This is a genomic window from Curtobacterium sp. C1 (genome assembly GCF_021049325.1).
GTDB lineage: Bacteria > Actinomycetota > Actinomycetes > Actinomycetales > Microbacteriaceae > Curtobacterium > Curtobacterium citreum.
This window is the reverse complement of sequence record NZ_CP088076.1, coordinates 3,455,307-3,473,005: the sequence shown is the minus strand read 5'-3', so window position 1 is coordinate 3,473,005 and position 17,699 is coordinate 3,455,307. Positions and strand designations below refer to the sequence as shown.

General features: G+C 69.5%; 18 protein-coding genes. 12 read left to right on the top strand and 6 right to left on the bottom strand.

Annotated features, from left to right (window positions below; translation table 11 throughout):
• The first annotated feature begins 570 nt into the window (after nt 1-570).
• The 8 genes from rpmH (at nt 571) to LQK89_RS16690 (ending at nt 5,580) form a co-directional block, all read left to right on the top strand.
• Nucleotides 571-708, top strand: coding sequence for a 50S ribosomal protein L34 (gene rpmH / locus LQK89_RS16725; RefSeq protein WP_019181680.1), 138 nt, complete (start codon nt 571-573; stop codon nt 706-708).
• Nucleotides 709-763: 55 nt separating this feature from the next.
• Nucleotides 764-1,108 (top strand): ribonuclease P protein component, encoded by a 345-nt coding sequence (gene rnpA / locus LQK89_RS16720; protein ID WP_058741032.1) that lies wholly within the window; start codon nt 764-766, stop codon nt 1,106-1,108.
• Entirely contained in the window at nt 1,105-1,485 is a 381-nt protein-coding gene (gene yidD / locus LQK89_RS16715; RefSeq protein ID WP_231049761.1) for a membrane protein insertion efficiency factor YidD, read from the top strand. The genes rnpA and yidD overlap by 4 nt, the downstream gene beginning before the upstream one ends.
• 8 nt (nt 1,486-1,493) lie before the next feature.
• On the top strand, nt 1,494-2,456 hold the full coding sequence (gene yidC, locus LQK89_RS16710; RefSeq protein WP_231049760.1) for a membrane protein insertase YidC: 963 nt from the start codon (nt 1,494-1,496) through the stop codon (nt 2,454-2,456).
• Nucleotides 2,457-2,981, top strand: coding sequence for a Jag family protein (locus LQK89_RS16705; RefSeq protein WP_231049759.1), 525 nt, complete (start codon nt 2,457-2,459; stop codon nt 2,979-2,981).
• The gene (rsmG, locus tag LQK89_RS16700) at nt 2,978-3,625 is read left to right on the top strand and encodes a 16S rRNA (guanine(527)-N(7))-methyltransferase RsmG (protein WP_058741031.1); all 648 of its coding nucleotides are present in this window, start codon (nt 2,978-2,980) and stop codon (nt 3,623-3,625) included. The genes LQK89_RS16705 and rsmG overlap by 4 nt, the downstream gene beginning before the upstream one ends.
• 81 nt (nt 3,626-3,706) lie before the next feature.
• Nucleotides 3,707-4,600 carry a ParA family protein gene (locus LQK89_RS16695; RefSeq protein ID WP_284600228.1) on the top strand — a complete coding sequence of 298 codons (894 nt, stop codon included), beginning with the start codon at nt 3,707-3,709 and terminating at the stop codon, nt 4,598-4,600.
• On the top strand, nt 4,600-5,580 hold the full coding sequence (locus LQK89_RS16690; protein ID WP_231049758.1) for a ParB/RepB/Spo0J family partition protein: 981 nt from the start codon (nt 4,600-4,602) through the stop codon (nt 5,578-5,580). Before LQK89_RS16695 ends, LQK89_RS16690 begins: the two co-directional genes overlap by 1 nt.
• Before the next feature lie 396 nt (nt 5,581-5,976).
• On the opposite strand, the gene LQK89_RS16685 is transcribed toward LQK89_RS16690, so the two are convergent.
• The 6 genes from LQK89_RS16685 to LQK89_RS16660 form a co-directional block, all read right to left on the bottom strand.
• Nucleotides 5,977-6,450 (bottom strand): ElyC/SanA/YdcF family protein, encoded by a 474-nt coding sequence (locus LQK89_RS16685; RefSeq protein ID WP_231049757.1) that lies wholly within the window; start codon nt 6,448-6,450, stop codon nt 5,977-5,979.
• A 171-nt stretch (nt 6,451-6,621) separates the two neighbouring features.
• A complete protein-coding gene (locus tag LQK89_RS16680) occupies nt 6,622-7,584 on the bottom strand; it encodes a D-alanine--D-alanine ligase family protein (RefSeq protein WP_231049756.1) in 963 nt (320 codons plus the stop codon).
• A gap of 40 nt (nt 7,585-7,624) precedes the next feature.
• Nucleotides 7,625-8,929, bottom strand: coding sequence for an aminotransferase-like domain-containing protein (locus LQK89_RS16675; protein ID WP_058741026.1), 1,305 nt, complete (start codon nt 8,927-8,929; stop codon nt 7,625-7,627).
• A gap of 203 nt (nt 8,930-9,132) precedes the next feature.
• The gene (gene trxA, locus LQK89_RS16670; RefSeq protein ID WP_022832611.1) at nt 9,133-9,459 is read right to left on the bottom strand and encodes a thioredoxin; all 327 of its coding nucleotides are present in this window, start codon (nt 9,457-9,459) and stop codon (nt 9,133-9,135) included.
• Nucleotides 9,460-9,518: 59 nt separating this feature from the next.
• Complete coding sequence (gene trxB, locus LQK89_RS16665; protein ID WP_058741025.1) at nt 9,519-10,517, bottom strand: thioredoxin-disulfide reductase; 999 nt, start codon at nt 10,515-10,517, stop codon at nt 9,519-9,521.
• A 91-nt stretch (nt 10,518-10,608) separates the two neighbouring features.
• Complete coding sequence (locus tag LQK89_RS16660) at nt 10,609-14,724, bottom strand: DUF6049 family protein (protein ID WP_231049755.1); 4,116 nt, start codon at nt 14,722-14,724, stop codon at nt 10,609-10,611.
• A 124-nt stretch (nt 14,725-14,848) separates the two neighbouring features.
• On the opposite strand from LQK89_RS16660, the gene LQK89_RS16655 reads away from it, so the two are divergent.
• The 4 genes from LQK89_RS16655 to rpsR all read left to right on the top strand — a co-directional run bounded on the left by LQK89_RS16655 (nt 14,849) and on the right by rpsR (nt 17,699).
• On the top strand, nt 14,849-16,285 hold the full coding sequence (locus LQK89_RS16655) for a CCA tRNA nucleotidyltransferase (RefSeq protein ID WP_058741024.1): 1,437 nt from the start codon (nt 14,849-14,851) through the stop codon (nt 16,283-16,285).
• 158 nt (nt 16,286-16,443) lie between these two features.
• The gene (gene rpsF, locus LQK89_RS16650) at nt 16,444-16,815 is read left to right on the top strand and encodes a 30S ribosomal protein S6 (protein ID WP_058728349.1); all 372 of its coding nucleotides are present in this window, start codon (nt 16,444-16,446) and stop codon (nt 16,813-16,815) included.
• A 3-nt stretch (nt 16,816-16,818) separates the two neighbouring features.
• Nucleotides 16,819-17,391 (top strand): single-stranded DNA-binding protein, encoded by a 573-nt coding sequence (locus LQK89_RS16645; RefSeq protein ID WP_058741023.1) that lies wholly within the window; start codon nt 16,819-16,821, stop codon nt 17,389-17,391.
• 50 nt (nt 17,392-17,441) lie between these two features.
• A complete protein-coding gene (gene rpsR, locus LQK89_RS16640) occupies nt 17,442-17,699 on the top strand; it encodes a 30S ribosomal protein S18 (protein WP_017887834.1) in 258 nt (85 codons plus the stop codon).

Here is a 17,699-nt window from a genome sequence, read left to right as displayed (position 1 = left end):
GTCGCGCTCGTCTCCTGCTTCGCTGTCGTGGTGTGGTCGGGTCTTCGGTGGTCAGGTGATCCGGTGGTCGCTGTGCGGCGGCCGCCGCGGCTGGCCTCGCTCGGTCGTCTGGCCTCGCTCGGTCGTCTGACGCTGCTCGCCCCGTCGCCTGCCGGCGCGCTCGGGCGGTCGTGTCCGAGCAGCACCGTCGGGCCCGGACCACTGTCGCCCCGCGGCGGTGATCCACAGGGTTGTCCACAGTCCTGTCCACGTCGGTCCGGTGGCGGGCGGAGAGGTGACTCCCCCGTCGCGCCGCGGAACGGGCCGATCGATCACACCACTGTAAAGGGTCCGGGCGAGTGGCACCGAACGCACGTTTTCCCCAATGTGGATGATGATCGTGCGCAGGCCCCGTCCGACGGGCTCCCCGGGACCGTTTGACCTGCTCGCCGCTGTCACGTACCGTTAACCAGTTGACTGCGGCCATTCGGTCGCGCCCATCGTGCTGTTCGATCCTGTCGAGCGGCTGTCCAGACATACGTGTCGGCTCGCGCTGAGCCAGTCCTCGAGCGCAGCCGTGTGGAGATCATCATGAGCAAGCGCACCTTCCAGCCGAACAACCGCCGCCGCGCCAAGAAGCACGGCTTCCGCGCCCGCATGCGCACCCGTGCCGGCCGCGCCATCCTCGCCGCGCGCCGTTCCAAGGGCCGCACCGAGCTCAGCGCCTGATCAGGCTCCGCCTGGTCGAGTTGGTCCGGTCCCGGTCGGGAACCCGGTAGCGATCGTGTTGGCACGCGCCAACCGCATCGTGCGGGGTGACGACTACCGGACCGTCGTGCGTCGTGGTCGCAGGAGCGCCACGGCGCACGTCGTCGTATCCGTGGTCCGACGGTCCGACGGTGCCCCGACCCGCTTCGGCTTCATCGTGGCGAAGACCGTCGGCAACGCGGTCACGCGGAACACGGTGCGTCGACGGCTCAAGGCGATCGCGCACGACCTGCTCGCCGGGACCCCCACGGACTACGACGTGGTGATCAGGGCCTTGCCAGCCGCAGCGCAGGCGGCATGGCCTACCCTGCTCGGAGACGTTTCGCGCTCGTTCGCGCGCGGACTCGAGAAGGCAGCATGAACCGCACCCTGTGGACCCGCCTGGGCTGGACCGTCGCGTTGCTCCCGCGCAACGCGTGCGTCGTCGTGCTCCGTGTCTACCGCGCGGTGATCTCCCCGCTGTACGGGAACGTCTGCCGCTACCACCCGTCGTGCTCGCGCTACGCGCTCGAGGCCATCCAGCAGTACGGCGTCGTCCGCGGCTCCGCGATGGGCGCGTGGCGCATCGCCCGCTGCAACCCCTGGGCTGCCGGCGGCATCGACGACGTGCGCGAACGCCGTCGTCCCTACCTCGTCAACCGGTTCGGGTTCGTGCTCGCGCCGACCCCGCAGCAGTCGCAGTCTCCCCGGGCCGCAGTGGTCCCGGACCTGCTCCCCCAGCGCACTCGAAAGGCGTGACCGTCCTCATGGACTTCATCGGAACGATCCTCTGGCCCCTCAAGTGGGTGGTGTCGGCGATCCTCGTGGCCTTCCACTGGATCTTCGAGAACCTCGGGATGGACCCGTCCGCGGGCATCACGTGGGTGCTGTCGATCATCTTCCTGACCTTCGTGGTCCGTGCCGCGCTGATCCCGATCTTCGTGCGGCAGATCAAGTCGCAGCGCCGCATGCTCGAGGTCGCGCCGCAGCTCAAGAAGATCCAGGACAAGTACAAGGGCAAGAAGGACCAGTTCTCGCGCGAGGCCATGAGCCGCGAGACCATGGCGCTCTACAAGGAGACCGGGACGAACCCGCTCAGCTCCTGCCTGCCGCTGCTCATCCAGATGCCGATCTTCTTCTCGCTGTACTCGGTGCTGCACGAGGCCCAGATCAACAAGACGGGCATCGGCCTGCTCACGAACAGCCTGGCGCAGGACTTCGGCAACGCCGCCCTGTTCGGCGCTCCCCTGCACGAGACCTTCACCAACGCCTCCGGGTGGGAGGTCCGGGTCATCGCGGGCTTCATGATCGTCGTGATGACCGTCTCGCAGTTCATCACGCAGCTGCAGCTCGTCGCCAAGAACATGTCGCCGGAGACCAAGGCGTCGCCGATGTACCGCCAGCAGAAGATGATGCTGTACATCCTCCCGCTCATCTTCGTGATCTCGGGACTGAGCTTCCCCCTCGGCGTCATGTTCTACTGGCTCGCCTCGAACATCTGGACGATGGCGCAGCAGTACTTCGTCATCCGCAGCATGCCCACGCCGGGCTCCGAGGCCGCGCTCGCGCGTGAGGCCCGCCTGGCGAAGAAGGCGCAGCGCCGTGGCACCCCGGTCCTCGCCGAGGCCGGTGCGGGCGCGTCGGCCATCGAGGTCGAGCCGGTCCGTGTGACCACCCAGCGTCAGCAGCCGGTCGGCAAGAACCGCTCCAAGAAGAACGGGAAGAAGTAAGTGACCGAGCAGGACATCGCCCCCGTCGAGCAGGACACTGCCGACGACACCTCCGTCGAGCAGGACGGCGTCGACGACGACGCGCGTGACGAGGCGGACATCGCCGCGGACTACATCGAGGAACTCCTCGACATCTGCGACCTCGACGGCGACATCGAGATCGAGGAGCGCGCCGGGCGCGTGTACCTGTCGGTGAGCGATGAGGGTGGGGCCCTGCGCGTCCTCTCCAAGCCGGACACGGTGTCGGCGCTGCAGGAACTCACGCGCATCGCCGTGCAGGCCGAGACGGGCGAGTTCAGCCGCCTCATCCTGGATGTCGGGGGTTCGCGGGACGCACGGGCGACCGAGCTCCAGCGCCTGGTCGACACCGCCGTCGAGCGGATCGAGGCCGGCGCTCCGACCGCCGCGCTCCCCCCGATGTCGTCCTACGAGCGCAAGCTGGTGCACGACCTGGTCGCCGAGAAGGGCTTCCACTCGGAGTCCGAGGGTGAGGGTCGGGACCGCCACACGGTAGTCACCCGATGACGGACGCCACCGAGGCGCCGGAGCTCGAGCAGGAGCCCGCTGCTGCGGCAACGCTGTTCGGTGAGCGGCTCGAGCTGGCCCGGTCGTTCACGGGAGAGCTCGCCCGTCGTGGCGAGGAGCTCGGCCTCATCGGCCCGCTCGAGCTACCCCGCCTCTGGACGCGACATATCCTCAATTCTGCGCTGCTGGCACCCCTCCTGGAGGATCGGGGCCGGGTTGCCGACGTCGGCTCGGGTGCCGGACTCCCCGGCCTGGTCCTCGCGATCGCTCGTCCGGACGTCTCGTTCACGCTCATCGAGCCCATGGAGCGCCGGTGTGATTGGTTGACGAGTGAGGCCGCGCGGCTTGGACTCGACAACGTCACGGTCGTCCGAGGCCGAGCTGAGGACGTGGCTGATGACATCGTCGTCGATCAGGTCACCGCTCGTGCCGTCAGCGCGCTGTCGAAGCTCATCCCGATCACCGTCCCGCTCGTCCGCTCCGGCGGTCAGCTCATCCTGATGAAGGGTGCGCGAGTCGACGAGGAGATCGAGAAGGCGCGGAAGGTGATCCTCCGGAAGCGTCTGGAGAACGTCGAGGTCCTCGAGCTCGGAGTCGGTGTGGTCGAGGAGACCACGCGCGTCTTCCGGGCTACAGTTGACTGACGCTGTCGCTCGGACCGGTGGTACCGGATTTCGCGGGCTCGACGTTCCACGTGAAACACTGCACCGGGGAAGAGGTCTTCGTTGAGTTCATCGACCGACTACGACGCGTCGACACCCCTCGCGCGGGAGATCGCTGACCTCAACCGGCGCCGTCGTGCGATCGCGACGCAGCAGTTCCCGCTGCCGGCGAAGACCCGGATCTTCACAGTGTCGAACCAGAAGGGCGGCGTCGGCAAGACGACGACGACGGTCAACCTCGCGGCGGCGCTGGCGCACGGTGGTGCTCGCGTGCTGGTGATCGACCTGGATCCCCAGGGCAATGCATCCACTGCGCTCGGTGTGGATCACCAGGCCGAGGTCGCGAGCATCTACGACGTCATCGTCGACGAGGCGCCGATCGCGGACACCGTCCAGCGCTCCCCCGAGTCTGAGACGCTCTGGTGTGTGCCAGCAACGATCCACCTCGCCGGAGCGGAGATCGAGCTCGTGTCGCTCGTCGCGCGTGAGCAGCGCCTCCGTACCGCGCTGGACCAGTATCTGTCGTCGCTGGACGAGCCGTACCACTACGTCTTCATCGACTGCCCGCCATCGCTCGGCCTCCTGACGATCAATGCCTTCGTGGCGGCGCAGGAAGTGCTCATCCCGATCCAGACCGAGTACTACGCGCTCGAGGGCTTGAGCCAGCTCCTGCGGAACATCGAGCTGATCGAGCGGCACCTCAATCCCAACCTGCGCGTCTCGACGATCCTGCTCACGATGTTCGACGGTCGGACGAACCTGTCCAACCAGGTGGCCGCCGATGTGCGCGAGCACTTCGGGGATCAGGTCCTGCAGGCGATGATCCCCCGGTCTGTCCGGGTGAGCGAGGCGCCGAGCTACGGGCAGAGCGTCGTTTCGTATGACGTCAACTCATCCGGGTCGCTCTCCTACCTGGAGGCAGCCGCCGAAATCGCAGCACGAGGAGCGCAGGACTGATGGCACCCAAGCGAACCGGCCTCGGCCGCGGGATCGGCGCCCTGATCCCCACGGCGAACGAGCAGCAGGACCGTCCCGTCGACGTGTTCTTCCCGACCGGAGGATCGCCGGCGTCGGCTCCGTCGCCCTCCGGGCAGACCGCCGAGGACCTGGTGGCGGTTCCCGGTGCGCGTCTGGCGAACCTCAACCCGCTCGACGTCGTGCCGAACGCGCAGCAGCCGCGCAAGGAGTTCCGCGAGGAGGAGCTCCAGGAGCTCGTGCACTCCATCCGCGAGATCGGTGTCCTGCAGCCCATCGTCGTGCGCCCGATCTCCGGTGCGAAGGGGACGGACCCGCAGTACGAGCTCATCATGGGCGAGCGCCGACTGCGCGCCACGAAGGAGCTCGGTCTCACGACGATCCCCGCGATCGTCAAGGACACCCCCGACGACGCGATGCTCCGGGACGCGTTGCTCGAGAACTTGCACCGTGCGCAGCTCAACCCGCTCGAAGAGGCCTCGGCATACCAGCAGCTGCTCGCGGACTTCGGGATCACGCAGGAGCAGCTCGCGCAGCGCATCGGGCGTTCACGTCCGCAGATCACGAACACCATCCGGTTGCTGCGTCTTCCCTCCCCCGTGCAGCGCCGCGTGGCCGCCGGAGTGCTCTCGGCCGGGCATGCGAGGGCGATCCTGGCGGCGCCGGACGCCGAGGCGATGGAGTACCTCGCCGAGAAGATCGTGAACGAGGACCTGTCCGTGCGTGCGGCGGAGGCGATCGCCCAGCAGCTCGCGACGAAGGCGCCGCCGAAGGTCAAGCCGGAGCCCTCGAAGCGGCAGGCGCACTTCAACGACCTGGCCGAGCGGCTCGGGGATCGTCTGAACACCCGGGTGAAGATCGCCGTCGGTGCTCGGAAGAGCTCGGTGACCATCGACTTCGCCAACGGAGACGATTTGAACCGCATCCTGAGTGAGCTCGGGGTCCAGGACATCGCCGGCTGAGCTCGGCGGCTTCCGGCATGTCGTGGCGGTGCGCCGCTGGGCTCCTCGCGACCGATCTGCCACCAGGAGTCCTCCCCAACGCGGAGCGGCGTTCTTCGGCCCGCAGAGGGCCGTCATGCCGCTTTCGAGGGCTACTTTTCCCGTTTCTTACCCCTCGTGTTCCACGTGGAACATCGATCGCATCAGTCGACTGCGCGCTCTGTTCTGAGCGGAAACGTGCCAGGGCACCGCCAGGGCCCTGCGATCAACGTCTTGCGCACTGTCCACCGACCTGGGACAGTCAATGCTCATCAGTGTCTTCCGCTCCAACCCGCGCGCAGAACCAGCCGTTGGCGCGGCAGACGGATGAGAGCGTTCCACGTGGAACATCGCTCCCGCACGACGATCACGCCGGCTTCAGCGCTGATGCGTGCCCAAGGTTCGAAGCTTGCGCAGGCCGACCGCGGCGAACAGCGGCTTGACCAGCACCATCTCCCCCACGCGGTAGTTCGCAGCGATGGTGAGACGCTCGACGACCGATGGGTCCTGACGTGCGAAGTACACCCGCGCCTTCACGGCGTGCAGGTCGTTCGAACAGATGGCGATGAGTTCATCCGTACGGACGAGCGGCCGAGCGTTCGTGATGTTCTCCCACGTCGAGCGGCTGTGGCGCTCGAGGACGGTCTCGCCGTGCCACCCAGCGTGCCGGAGCGCGACCGCGAGGAGCTCCGCCTCCGGTACAGGGCCCTTGGTGGGGCCGCCGCAGCAGATCACGCGGACCGACCGCGCGCCTCGGCGGACGAGCAGGCGCGCAGTCCGGACGGCGATCCGGGCGCGCCACCAGTTTACGAGGTTCGGGTGTGCGCCCCGGTTGGCGAACCCCAGGAGCACGATGGCGATGTCACGTCCCGTTGGTGAATGACGTGCGCGGCGCCCGCGGCTTGCAGCACTTGCACCGAAGTGAGCCGCCTCGCCCCATGCCAGACACGAGAGCAGCACGACGCCTGCGAGACCGAGGAGACGCACGGTGGTCGATGTTCCACGTGGAACACGCACGAGGGCTCAGGCGCGGTGGTCGCGGATCGCCTGCTCGGCCAGCTCGGCGTAGGTCCAGCCGAGGTCGAAGCCGGATGCGCTCAGCGCCTGCGGGACGAGGGAGGTCTCGGTGAGGCCGGGGAGGACGTTCGCCTCGAGAAACCACGGCGTCCCGGCGGCGTCGATGATGAGGTCCACGCGGGAGAGGTGCCGCAGCCCGAGTGCACCATGGGCTGCGATGGCCGCCTCTGCCGCGGCCGATGCGAACGCCTCGGAGAGTCTGGCGGGGGTGTAGAACGTCGTCTCGCCGGCGTTGTAGCGGGCCTCGAACCCGTACGGCCCGTTGCGCGGCACGATCTCGACCGCCGACAGCGCGACGGGGCCGTCCCCGGTGTCGATGATCCCCACGGCGACCTCGGTCCCGCGGATCAGCTGCTGGACCACGACGTCGTCGCAGTAGGTGTACGCGGTGACCATCGCGCGCGGGAGGTCGGCGACGTCCTCGACGAGGGTGACGCCCTGCGCGCTCCCGCCGCGTGCCGGCTTCACCGCAAGCGGGACGGGGTGCTCACCCGCGATGGCGTCGAGGACACCGACGGCGCCGAGCTCGCGGAAGACGTCGTGGGACAGGGTCACCGATCGCGGGGTGTGCACGCCGGCGCGGGCGATCAGCGCGGACGAGGTGGGCTTGTCCCACGCCAGACGGGCCGAGGTGGACCGGGAGCCCACGAACGGGATGTCCAGCGCCTCGAGCACGCCTCGGAGCGCGCCGTCCTCCCCCGACGCACCGTGCAGAGCCGGCCACACGACGTCCGGTCGCACCTCGCGCAGGGCGGGCAGGAGCGAGGCGTCGGCGTCGCGGAGGTCGACCTGCCAGCCGTAACCGGTCAGCGAGTCCGCGACCCGACGACCGGACCGCAGGGAGACGTCCCGCTCGTGCGAGATCCCTCCGGCGACGACGACGACGTGACGACGGGTGAGGTCGGCCATGCGAGGGATCCCTTTGCTGTTCTTGTGCGGAAAGTGCTGGTCAGGACACGTTCGGCGGCGGCGCGACGACCGAGTTCGACTCGCGGACGGTCGCGATCGGACGGGTCGCGGAACCGAACGTCTCGAGCAGCTCGAGCTCGTCGTTGATCACCGTGGCGAGACGCTTGACCCCGACGCGGATCTGCTCGGGCGTCGGGTAGCAGAACGACAACCGGATGTTGCCGCCACCGCGGCCGTCGGCGTAGAAGGCCGTCCCGGGGGTGTAGGCCACGAGCTCCTTGACGGCGCGCGGGAGCATGCCCTTCGAGTCGAGGTGCTCGGGTAGGGTCAGCCAGACGAAGAAGCCGCCGTTCGGGCGGGTCCAGGAGAGGTCGGGCAGGAACTCCCCCAGCGCGGACATCATCGCGTCGCGACGCTCGGCGTAGAGGCCTCGGAAGGTGTCGACCTGGCCCTTCCAGTCCGCGGCGTCGAGGTAGGCGTTGACGACGTACTGGCCGAACGAGTTCGGCGCGAGCACCGCGGACTCGTTCGCGAGGACGAGCTTCTCGCGGATGGCGTGCGGTGCGAGGGCCCAGCCGACGCGGAAGCCCGGCGCGAGGGTCTTCGAGAAGGAGCCGAGGTAGACCACGCCCTCTTCGTCGATCGAGCGGATCGCCTGCGGCGCGGGCTCGTCGAACCAGAGCAGCCCGTACGGGTTGTCCTCGAGCACCAGGATGCCGTTCGACCGGCAGATGTCGAGCACCTCGATCCGGCGCTCGCGGCTCATCGTGACGCCGGCGGGGTTGTGGAAGTTCGGGATCGTGTAGAGGAACTTGATGCGCTTCCCCTGCGTCCGCAGGTTCGCGATGGCTTCGCGCAGGGCCTCGGGCACCAGGCCGTGTTCGTCGGTCGTCACGTGGACGGTCTGGGCCTGGTACGACCGGAAGACGCCGATCGCGCCGACGTAGGACGGGGACTCGGCCAGCACGACGTCGCCCGGATCGATGAACAGCCGCGTGACGAGGTCGAGCGCGTGCTGCGACCCCGTGGTGACGACGACGTCCTCGGCACTCGCGCGGATGCCCTCGAGGCTCATGACGTCGACGATGTGCTCACGCAGGGAGCGCAGGCCCTGTCCCCCGCCGTACTGCAGCGCCATCGCGGCGTCCTCGGCCATCACGCGGTCCAGGGAGCCGGTGACGAGCTCACGCGGCAGCGCGGAGACGTACGGCATGCCGCCGGCGAGCGAGACCACCTCGGGCCGCGACGCGACGGCGAACAGGGCTCGGACCTCGGAGGCGCTCAGCCCGGCGGTGCGCTGGGCGTAGGAGTCGTACCAGGGGTCGAGGCTGTTGCCGTTCGTCATCGTGTGCTCCGTTCAGTGGGACATTCCCGCCACACTACGACATCCGTTGCCGGATCCCCGGTGGGAGGTGGGGGCCGATCCTGAAGCTGTGGCACGCGAACGCGCAGCGCGCACCCCGGAACTCCGCCGCGGCGCTCCTCGCAGAACGACGACGGCCCCGTCCTCCACGTGGAGGACGGGGCCGTTCGACGGTGCGGTCGGACCTACGCCAGGAACTCCGCGAGGTCGGCCTCGAGCGCCGGCTTCGGCTTGGCGCCGATGACGGTCTTGACGACCTCGCCGCCCTTGAACACCTTCATCGCCGGGATCGACGTGATCTGGTAGTTCATGGCCGACTGCGGGTTGTCGTCGACGTTGAGCTTGACGATCTCGATCTTGTCGGCGTGCTCCGCTGCGATCTGGTCGAGGATCGGCGAGACCGCGCGACACGGGCCGCACCACTCCGCCCAGAAGTCGACCAGGATGGTCTTGTCGGACTTGAGGACCTCGTCCGAGAAGGTGGCGTCGGTGACGGCCTTGGCGTTCGACATGTGTGCTCCTTCGAGAGTTCTGTTGCTACAACGGGATGGCCGCTGCAGTATTCCGTGCGTCAGGCCCGAGCAGCCTCGACGTCGACCATCGCGGGCTCGGTGGGCGTGCGGCCCTCGGCCTGATCGGTCAGTGCGTCGTCGAGCTCGGCGAGGTACTTCTCGGCGTCGAGCGCCGCGACCGTGCCCGAGCCCGCGGCCGTGATCGCCTGGCGGTACGTCGGGTCGATGACGTCACCGGCGGCGAAGACACCCGGCAGGTTGGTCTTGGACGAACGACCCTGGACGGCGATGGTGCCCTCCGGCGCGAGGTCGATCTGCCCGTGGATCAGGTGGGTGCGCGGGTCGTTGCCGATCGCGATGAAGAGCCCGTCGAGCGCGAGCTCGGACTCCTCGCCCGTCACGGTGTCCTTGAGCGTGACACCGGTGACGGCCGTGTCGCCCTGGATGCCCGTGACCTCCTTGTTCCACGCGAACTCGATCTTCGGGTCGTTCATCGCGCGGTCCTGCATGATCTTGGACGCACGCAGCGAGTCCTTGCGGTGGATGACCGTCACCTTGTCGGCGAACCGGGTGAGGAACGTGGCCTCTTCCATCGCGGAGTCTCCGCCGCCGACGACGGCGATGTTCTTCTGGCGGAAGAAGAAGCCGTCGCACGTCGCGCACCAGCTGACGCCGTGGCCGGACAGGCGCTCCTCGTCGGCGAGCCCCAGGTGGCGGTAGGCGGACCCCGTGGCGTAGATGACGGCGAGGGCCTCGAACGTCTCGCCGGAGCCGACGGTGACCTTCTTGACCTCGCCGGTCAGGTCGACCGACACCGCGTCGTCGTACAGGACCTCGGCACCGAACTTCTCGGCCTGCTCCTGCATCTTGATCATGAGGTCGGGGCCCTGGATGCCCTCGGGGAAGCCGGGGAAGTTCTCGACCTCGGTGGTCTTGGTGAGCTCGCCACCGGTCTCGACGCTCGAGGCGACGATGAGCGGCTTGAGCTCAGCGCGCGCGGCGTAGATGCCGGCGGTGAACCCGGCAGGACCGGAACCGATGATGATGAGCTGGCGCATGCCTGGTGCCCTTCCGTTGCGTACTGACCGGGTCAACACATGCTACCGGCGTGGCATTCCACGGCAGCCGGGTGCGTCGACCGGACGGGCGTCAGCGACCGAGCCTGGACCGGAGGATGCCCACGGCGTTCTGGATCTCGCTGTTCTTCGCGACGACGAGGGCGCCGAAGTACACGATCGCCATCACGGTGCCGGTCAGGACGATCGTGACGAGGGCACCGGTGGCGTCCGACATCGCGAAGCCGTCGGCGGAGAACGCTCCGAAGAAGTTCACGACCAGCAGTCCGGCCACGCCGGCGATGAGCGCCGCGATGACGAACTGCACGTGCGAACGGGTGACGACCGGTCCCTCGATGCCGCCGAGCCGCTTCCGGACGAGCACCAGGGCGACGATGGTCTGTGCCGTGCCGGCGAGGGTCGTGCAGGCCGCGATCGAGACGCCGATGACGTCGCCGGGCAGGGTGGCCACGGCGAGGGCGCCGATGACGAACAGCACGGACTGGATGCACTGCATCAGGAAGGGCGTGCGGTGGTCGTGCATCGCCCAGAAGACCCGCTGGATGATGAAGAGCATGCTGAACAGCACGAGACCCGGCATGTAGGCCAGCAACACGGAGCCGATCACGAGCGCTCCGTCGTACGTGTTGTCGAACATGCGGCCGAACGGCACGGCGACGACGATGAGCGCGACCGAGGCGAACACCGTGAAGAGCCCGACGATCCGCAGCGACAGCGACAGGTTCCGGCGGACCGCGTCGAGGTCGCCCCGACCCGCGTCGTGGCTCATCCGTGTGAAGTACGCCGTCGCGATCGACACGGCGATGATCGAGTGCGGGAGCATGAAGAGCAGCCAGGCGTTCTGCAGCACCGCGTTGCCCGCGGAGCCCGTGCCGAGCGAGGCCACCCGGGACTGCACGATGCCGGCGAGCTGGGTCACGAGGATCATCGCGAACAGCCAGCCCGCGGCCGTCCCCGTCGACTTGAGCCCCACCCCGCGCCACCGGAAGTCCGGGCGGAAGGTCAGGCCGGCACGGCGCCAGAAGAACGGCAGGAACGCCGCTTGCGCGAACACGCCGAGGGACGCGCTGCCGGCGAGCACCGCGATCTTCGCCGGGGTCCACGCGTCGGTGGCGGCGTTGACGTCCTGACCGCCGAACATCGCGATGAAGACGAACAGGCCGGCGATCGCGATGACGTTGTTGATGAGCGGCGCCCAGGTGAAGGGCCCGAACACCTGCTTCGCGTTGAGCACCTCGCCGAGGAGCGAGTACAGCGCGTAGAAGAGGATCTGCGGCAGGCACCAGAAGGCGAAGGCGACCGCGAGGTCGGTCTGCGCGGCCGTGAAGCCCTTGCCCTCGTCCGAGGACTGCTGGCTGTAGACCCAGACGAGCAGCGGCGCGAGCATGGTCGCGAGCACGGTGATCACGACGAAGACCGTGGTGCCGAGCGTGACGATCTTGTTCACGTAGGCGGCGCCGCCGTCCGAGCTCTGCTGCATCGAGCGGACGATCTGCGGGATGAGCACCGCGGACAGCAGACCACCCGCGATGAGCGCGTAGATGTTGTTCGGCAGCTGGTTCGCCAGGGCGAACGCGTCGGCGCCCGGCGAGTTGGCCTGGCCGATCGCGAACGCGAGCACGAAGGTCTTCGCGAAGCCGAGGACCCGGGACAGCATGGTGCCCGCCGCGAGCATGGCGCTCGCCCGGCCGAGACTGCGCTCGGCGGCGGGCTCCGCGTCGACGACGGGCTGCTGCTGGGTGCTGATGGTCGGCTCCTCGGGTTCGGTGGGCGCGGCGGGTCGGTGCGACGCGTCGGCCTGGAGGCGCGGGTCGACCCCGGTGGGCGCCTCCGGCTCCGGCAGGGGGTCGCGCAGCGACGTGGTGGACCCGACCACGGCGGGAGCCGCGGCCGCCTGCGCGGCGGCTGACGTGCCTCCAGGCCGGCCCGGCGCACCGGGCGCTGCCGGCTGGACCGCGAGCGGGCGGTTCGGGTCGTCCTCGTCGTCGTCGACCTCGCCGTTCCGGCGACGGATCCGCTTGCGGATGCTGCGGAAGATGCCGAAGCCGAAGATGCCGACCAGACCGACGGCGGCGACGGCCGTGATGACCGTCTCCCACTGCGCCTGGACGTTGAGCTCGACGGTGGACGGCTGGGAGATCGCCACGCCCGTGGGGCTCTGCAGCGACATGGTCAGCGAGACCTTGCCGTTCGCGACGGACTGCACGGGGACGGTCGTCCGGGTCGAGGACTGCGCCTGGACCTTGACCTCGATGTCGTTCTTCACGACGCGGAGCGCCGAGCTCGACGGCTGCACGCTCAACCGTACGGTCACGGGGTAGTCGGAGCGGTTCCGCACCGAGATCGGGAGCGAGGAACGGTCGCCGAGGAGCGTCAGGGAGCTGGAGTTCGGGATGCTGACGGCCGAGGTCTGCTTCGTCCAGCGGCTCAGCTGCCGGTCGATCGCGACGGTGAGGTCCCCGGTGTCCCCGCGCCACGCGTTCGAGGACAGCGCGAGCAGCGACAGCCGTGCCGGGGCGGTGAGGTCGGCCGGGTCGTCGAGGGCGGAGGCGAACGACACGACGTCGCGCTCCCCGTCGACGAGTCGGCGCAGCTGGTCGACGCGGTCGTCGCCGGCGGACGAGGACGCCAGGGTCAGCGATCCGGCCGAGGCCGCGGCGGCGCTGGAGAGGTCGGACGGCGACACCCACGCGGTGCTCTCGAGGGCGTCGAGCGCGCGGGAGAGCCGGTCGGAGTCGGTCGGCCACTCGCGACCGAGCGTCAGGAGGACCGGGCTCGTCGCGGTGCCGGACCGGGCGGCGGTCGCCAGGGTGGCGGTGAGCTCGGCCATGTCGGTCGACCAGGTCTGCTCGTCCTTCGCCGTCGCGGCGTCGCGGAGCAGCGCGGACGCGCCCTGGTCGGCGACGAGCACGTGCTGGTCGCCGATGCGCTCGGAGGCGGCGATGGTGGTGTCCGCACCGGCCGAGGTGTTGCCGCTCGACACGATCGTCGTCTCGGTGCCCGAGGCGGCGAGGGCCGCGAGGTCGTCCTGGGCGACGGTGCCCTCCACCGGCCAGGACATGCCGGACATCGACCACGGGAAGTCGAGGAGCGACTGGGTGGTGGGGAGCGTCGGCGTGCCGGCGGCGCCGTCGGTGGCCGTACCGGTCGGCTCGGTGCCCGGGGTCGTGGTGTCCGTGGGCGCGGGGGCGCTCGGTGAGGCGGCACCGGAGGTGGCATCCGGTGTGGCGCCGTCGGTGGCCGTGGGGGTCGGGCTCGCGGTGACGGCGCCGGGGAAGTCCTCGGGGTCGACCTGCTGGTCGAGGGAGACCACACCCGGGGTCCCGTCGGCGCCCGCCTGGTGCAGGCCGCTCACGTCGGCGTCGGCGTAGGCGAGGGCGAACTTCTCGTTGCGCAGGGACTCGAGGCGCTGGAGCCAGGTCGTCGCCGACGTCGGGGCGTTCTCGCCGAGGAGCCGGATCGACGCGATGATCCGGGGGTCGACCGCGAGCGTGACGTTGTGGTCCTGGGCGGCGTCGAGCTGCTGGGTGAGCGTGCCGTCGACGGCGGTCGCGGCGGCCAGTTCGTTCGCGGTGAGGACCCCGTCGGTCGTCCGCGGGACGGTCACGGGCATCGCGACGGAGACCCCGACCGGCGTCTGCTCGAAGTCCGGGTACCAGGTGATCGCCGAGCGGGCGACGGCCGAGGTGCTGCCCGCGGTGTAGTCCGCGGCGATGCGCCGGGCGCCGAACGAGGTGTACCCGCCGAGGCCGACGTTGCCCGGGACGATCGTCACCGTCTGCGTCACCGAACGGTGCGCCGGGACGGCTGGAATGTCCACCGAGTCCATGGGGGCCCCGAGGTAACCGGTCGTGGTGGTGTCGGCGAGCCAGTCGGACAGGACGTCCCGCGTGCTCACCGAGCGGAAGATGTCGAGCTCGGCGGTTCCAGCGGGGACCTCGGTGTCGGTGTCGTTCGTGACGGTCACCGTGAGCTCGAGGTCTTGGTCGCGCTGGACGATCCCGCGGTTCGCGGGCGAGACGCTGACGGTGGTCTTCCCGGCGTCCGCGGCGGCCGGGTGGGCCGTCCGGGTCGTGACGGGCTGGGCGGTGGCCGCCCCGGCAGCGTCGCTCGCCAGGGGCGTGACGACGAGGCCGACGGCGACGAGGGCCGTCGCGGCGGCGGCGAGCGTGGAGCGGAGGATGTGCATACAGGAGGACCAGGGGGTCGGTTCCGGCCGAGCACGAGTGTACGAGGGCGGAGCCATGACGATCCCGTGCGCACCGGGGTTGTGCAGAACTCGCGAGCACGCATCTGGGAGGATGAGGACCGTCATGCACTCCGTCGCCCAGGCCGTCGAACGTCTCGACGCACTCGCCGCCACCGAGCCCGTCGCCGTCCTCGCGCACGCCTTCGCCGACGCCGGGCACGAACTCGCGCTCGTCGGGGGCCCCGTCCGGGACGCGTTCCTGGGGCGCCCGGTGACCGACCTCGACTTCACCACCGACGCGACCCCGGACGAGACGCTCCGCATCGTGGAGCCGATCGCGAGCGCCACGTGGGACGTCGGACGCCAGTTCGGCACGATCGCCGCCCGGATCCGGGGCGAACAGGTCGAGATCACGACCTACCGCAGCGACGTCTACGACGGCGAGACCCGCAAGCCCGAGGTGGCGTTCGGCGACACCATCGAGGACGACCTGCTCCGTCGCGACTTCACGGTCAACGCGATGGCGCTCCGACTCCCCCAGCGCGAGCTCGTCGACGTGCACGGCGGGGTCGAGGACCTGCTCGCCGAGCGGCTGCACACCCCGCAGACGGCGGAGGTGTCGTTCCGTGACGACCCGCTGCGGATGATGCGGGCGGCACGGTTCACGGCGCAGCTCGGCTTCACCGTGTCGGACGAGGTCCGGCAGGCGATGACCGACCTGGCCGACTCGATCGAGATCGTCTCCGCCGAACGCGTGCGGGACGAGCTCGTGAAGCTCCTGGACACCGCCGACCCGGTTCCGGGCATCCGGCTGCTCGTCGACACCGGGCTGGCCGAGCGGTTCCTGCCCGAGCTGCCGGCGATGCGCCTGGAGATCGACGAGCACCACCACCACAAGGACGTCTACGAGCACTCGTTGACGGTCCTGACCCAGGCGATCGGGTACGAGGCCGAGCGGCACGCCGGTGAGGCCCCGGACACCGTGCTCCGGCTCGCGGCGCTCCTGCACGACATCGGCAAGCCCGCGACCCGGAAGCTCGAACCCGGCGGCGCCGTGAGCTTCCACCACCACGACCTGGTCGGCTCGAAGCTCGTGAAGAAGCGGCTCCGGGCGCTGCGCTTCGACAACGACACCATCGCTGCCGTCGCGCGCCTGGTCGAGCTGCACCTGCGGTTCTTCGGCTACACCGAGGGTGCGTGGACCGACTCGGCCGTGCGGCGGTACGTCCGCGACGCCGGTCCGCTCCTGGAACGGCTGCACGAACTCACCCGCTCGGACGTCACCACCCGGAACCGGCGGAAGGCCGACCGGCTCGGGTTCGCGTACGACGACCTGGAGCAGCGCATCGCGGCGCTGGCCGAACAAGAGGAGCTCGACTCCATCCGTCCGGACCTGACGGGCGACGACATCATGCGGATCCTCGACATCCGACCCGGGCGTGCGGTGGGCGAGGCCTACCGGTACCTGCTCGAGCTCCGGATGGACGAGGGTCCCCTCGGCGCGGACGAGGCCGAGGCGCGCCTGCGCGCCTGGTGGGCCGACCGCGACGCGACCGCCTGACGGGGGCGAGCAGTTCTGCACAGCCGGTGGCGCGCCTCCAGGCCGTGGGCTAGGCTTGTCGGGTTGTCCGCGCGCTCCTGCGTGTCCGGACACATGCATCAACCCTCCTGCTCCGGGAACCGCCCGGAGCCGCCGAGACCAAAGGAGGTGGGTTCCGCATGCACCAGTACGAACTGATGGCGATCCTCGACCCCGAGATCGACGAGCGCACCGTCGCTCCCAGCCTGGACAAGTTCCTCGCGGTCATCCGCAACGACGGTGGCACCGTCGACAACGTGGACGTCTGGGGCCGTCGTCGCCTGGCCTACGAGATCGCGAAGAAGTCCGAGGGCATCTACGCCGTCGTCGACTTCACCTCGACCCCCGAGGCCGCCAAGGAGCTCGACCGTCAGCTCGGTCTCTCCGAGGCCGTGCTCCGCACGAAGGTCCTCCGCGCCGAAGAGGCGATCGCCCAGGTCGCCGCGCAGAAGCAGCGCGACGAGGCCCGTGCGGCCCGCAAGGCCGCCAACGCGACCGCGAGCGCCGAGTAAGTCATGGCCGGCGAAACCGTCATCACGGTGGTGGGCAACCTCACCGCGGATCCCGAGCTGCGCTACACGCAGAACGGGCTCGCGGTGGCGAACTTCACCATCGCATCCACCCCTCGCACGTTCGACCGTCAGGCGAACGAGTGGAAGGACGGCGACGCGCTGTTCCTCCGTGCGAGCGTGTGGCGCGAGTTCGCCGAGCACGTGGCGGGCTCGCTGACGAAGGGCATGCGCGTCATGGCGCAGGGCCGTCTCCGTCAGCGCTCCTACCAGGACCGTGAGGGCCAGCAGCGCACGAGCATCGAGCTCGAGGTCGACGAGATCGGCCCGTCGCTCCGCTACGCGACCGCACAGGTCACCCGCGCTGCGGGTGGCTCCGGCGGCGGTCGTGGCCAGGTCGGCGGCGGAAACGCCGGCGGCCAGGGCGGCAACGGCGGCGGCTGGAACGGCAACAACAACGGCGGCGGTCAGTCGGACGCACCGTGGTCGCCCCAGGGCGGTCAGCAGGGTGGCAACGCACAGTCGAACGACGTGTGGAGCACCCCCGGTGGCTCGTACGACGACGAGACCCCGTTCTGATCCTCAGCGGTCTGACGGACACACAACTTCTTCTTCTCTAAGGAATCACAATGGCTGGAAAGAGCACCGGCGACCGCCGGAAGCCTCGCGGCAAGGGTGGCAAGAACGCCGCTCCCGCGAAGTCGATCAAGGTCGGCGTCATCGACTACAAGGACGTCGCGACCCTGCGCAAGTTCATCTCGGAGCGTGGCAAGATCCGCGCCCGTCGCATCACCGGCGTCTCCGTCCAGGAGCAGCGCCTCATCGCCCGTGCCGTGAAGAACGCCCGTGAGATGGCGCTCCTCCCCTACGCCGGCTCCGGCCGCTGA

Coding starts and splice junctions, on each gene's coding strand:
- rpmH (WP_019181680.1), top strand. CDS start 571: ATGAGCAAGCGCACCTTCCAGCCGAACAACCGCCGCCGCGCCAAGAAG.
- yidD (WP_231049761.1), top strand. CDS start 1,105: ATGAACCGCACCCTGTGGACCCGCCTGGGCTGGACCGTCGCGTTGCTC.
- yidC (WP_231049760.1), top strand. CDS start 1,494: ATGGACTTCATCGGAACGATCCTCTGGCCCCTCAAGTGGGTGGTGTCG.
- rsmG (WP_058741031.1), top strand. CDS start 2,978: ATGACGGACGCCACCGAGGCGCCGGAGCTCGAGCAGGAGCCCGCTGCT.
- LQK89_RS16690 (WP_231049758.1), top strand. CDS start 4,600: ATGGCACCCAAGCGAACCGGCCTCGGCCGCGGGATCGGCGCCCTGATC.
- LQK89_RS16680 (WP_231049756.1), bottom strand. CDS start 7,584: ATGGCCGACCTCACCCGTCGTCACGTCGTCGTCGTCGCCGGAGGGATC.
- LQK89_RS16675 (WP_058741026.1), bottom strand. CDS start 8,929: ATGACGAACGGCAACAGCCTCGACCCCTGGTACGACTCCTACGCCCAG.
- trxA (WP_022832611.1), bottom strand. CDS start 9,459: ATGTCGAACGCCAAGGCCGTCACCGACGCCACCTTCTCGGACGAGGTC.
- trxB (WP_058741025.1), bottom strand. CDS start 10,517: ATGCGCCAGCTCATCATCATCGGTTCCGGTCCTGCCGGGTTCACCGCC.
- LQK89_RS16660 (WP_231049755.1), bottom strand. CDS start 14,724: ATGCACATCCTCCGCTCCACGCTCGCCGCCGCCGCGACGGCCCTCGTC.
- LQK89_RS16655 (WP_058741024.1), top strand. CDS start 14,849: ATGCACTCCGTCGCCCAGGCCGTCGAACGTCTCGACGCACTCGCCGCC.
- rpsF (WP_058728349.1), top strand. CDS start 16,444: ATGCACCAGTACGAACTGATGGCGATCCTCGACCCCGAGATCGACGAG.
- LQK89_RS16645 (WP_058741023.1), top strand. CDS start 16,819: ATGGCCGGCGAAACCGTCATCACGGTGGTGGGCAACCTCACCGCGGAT.
- rpsR (WP_017887834.1), top strand. CDS start 17,442: ATGGCTGGAAAGAGCACCGGCGACCGCCGGAAGCCTCGCGGCAAGGGT.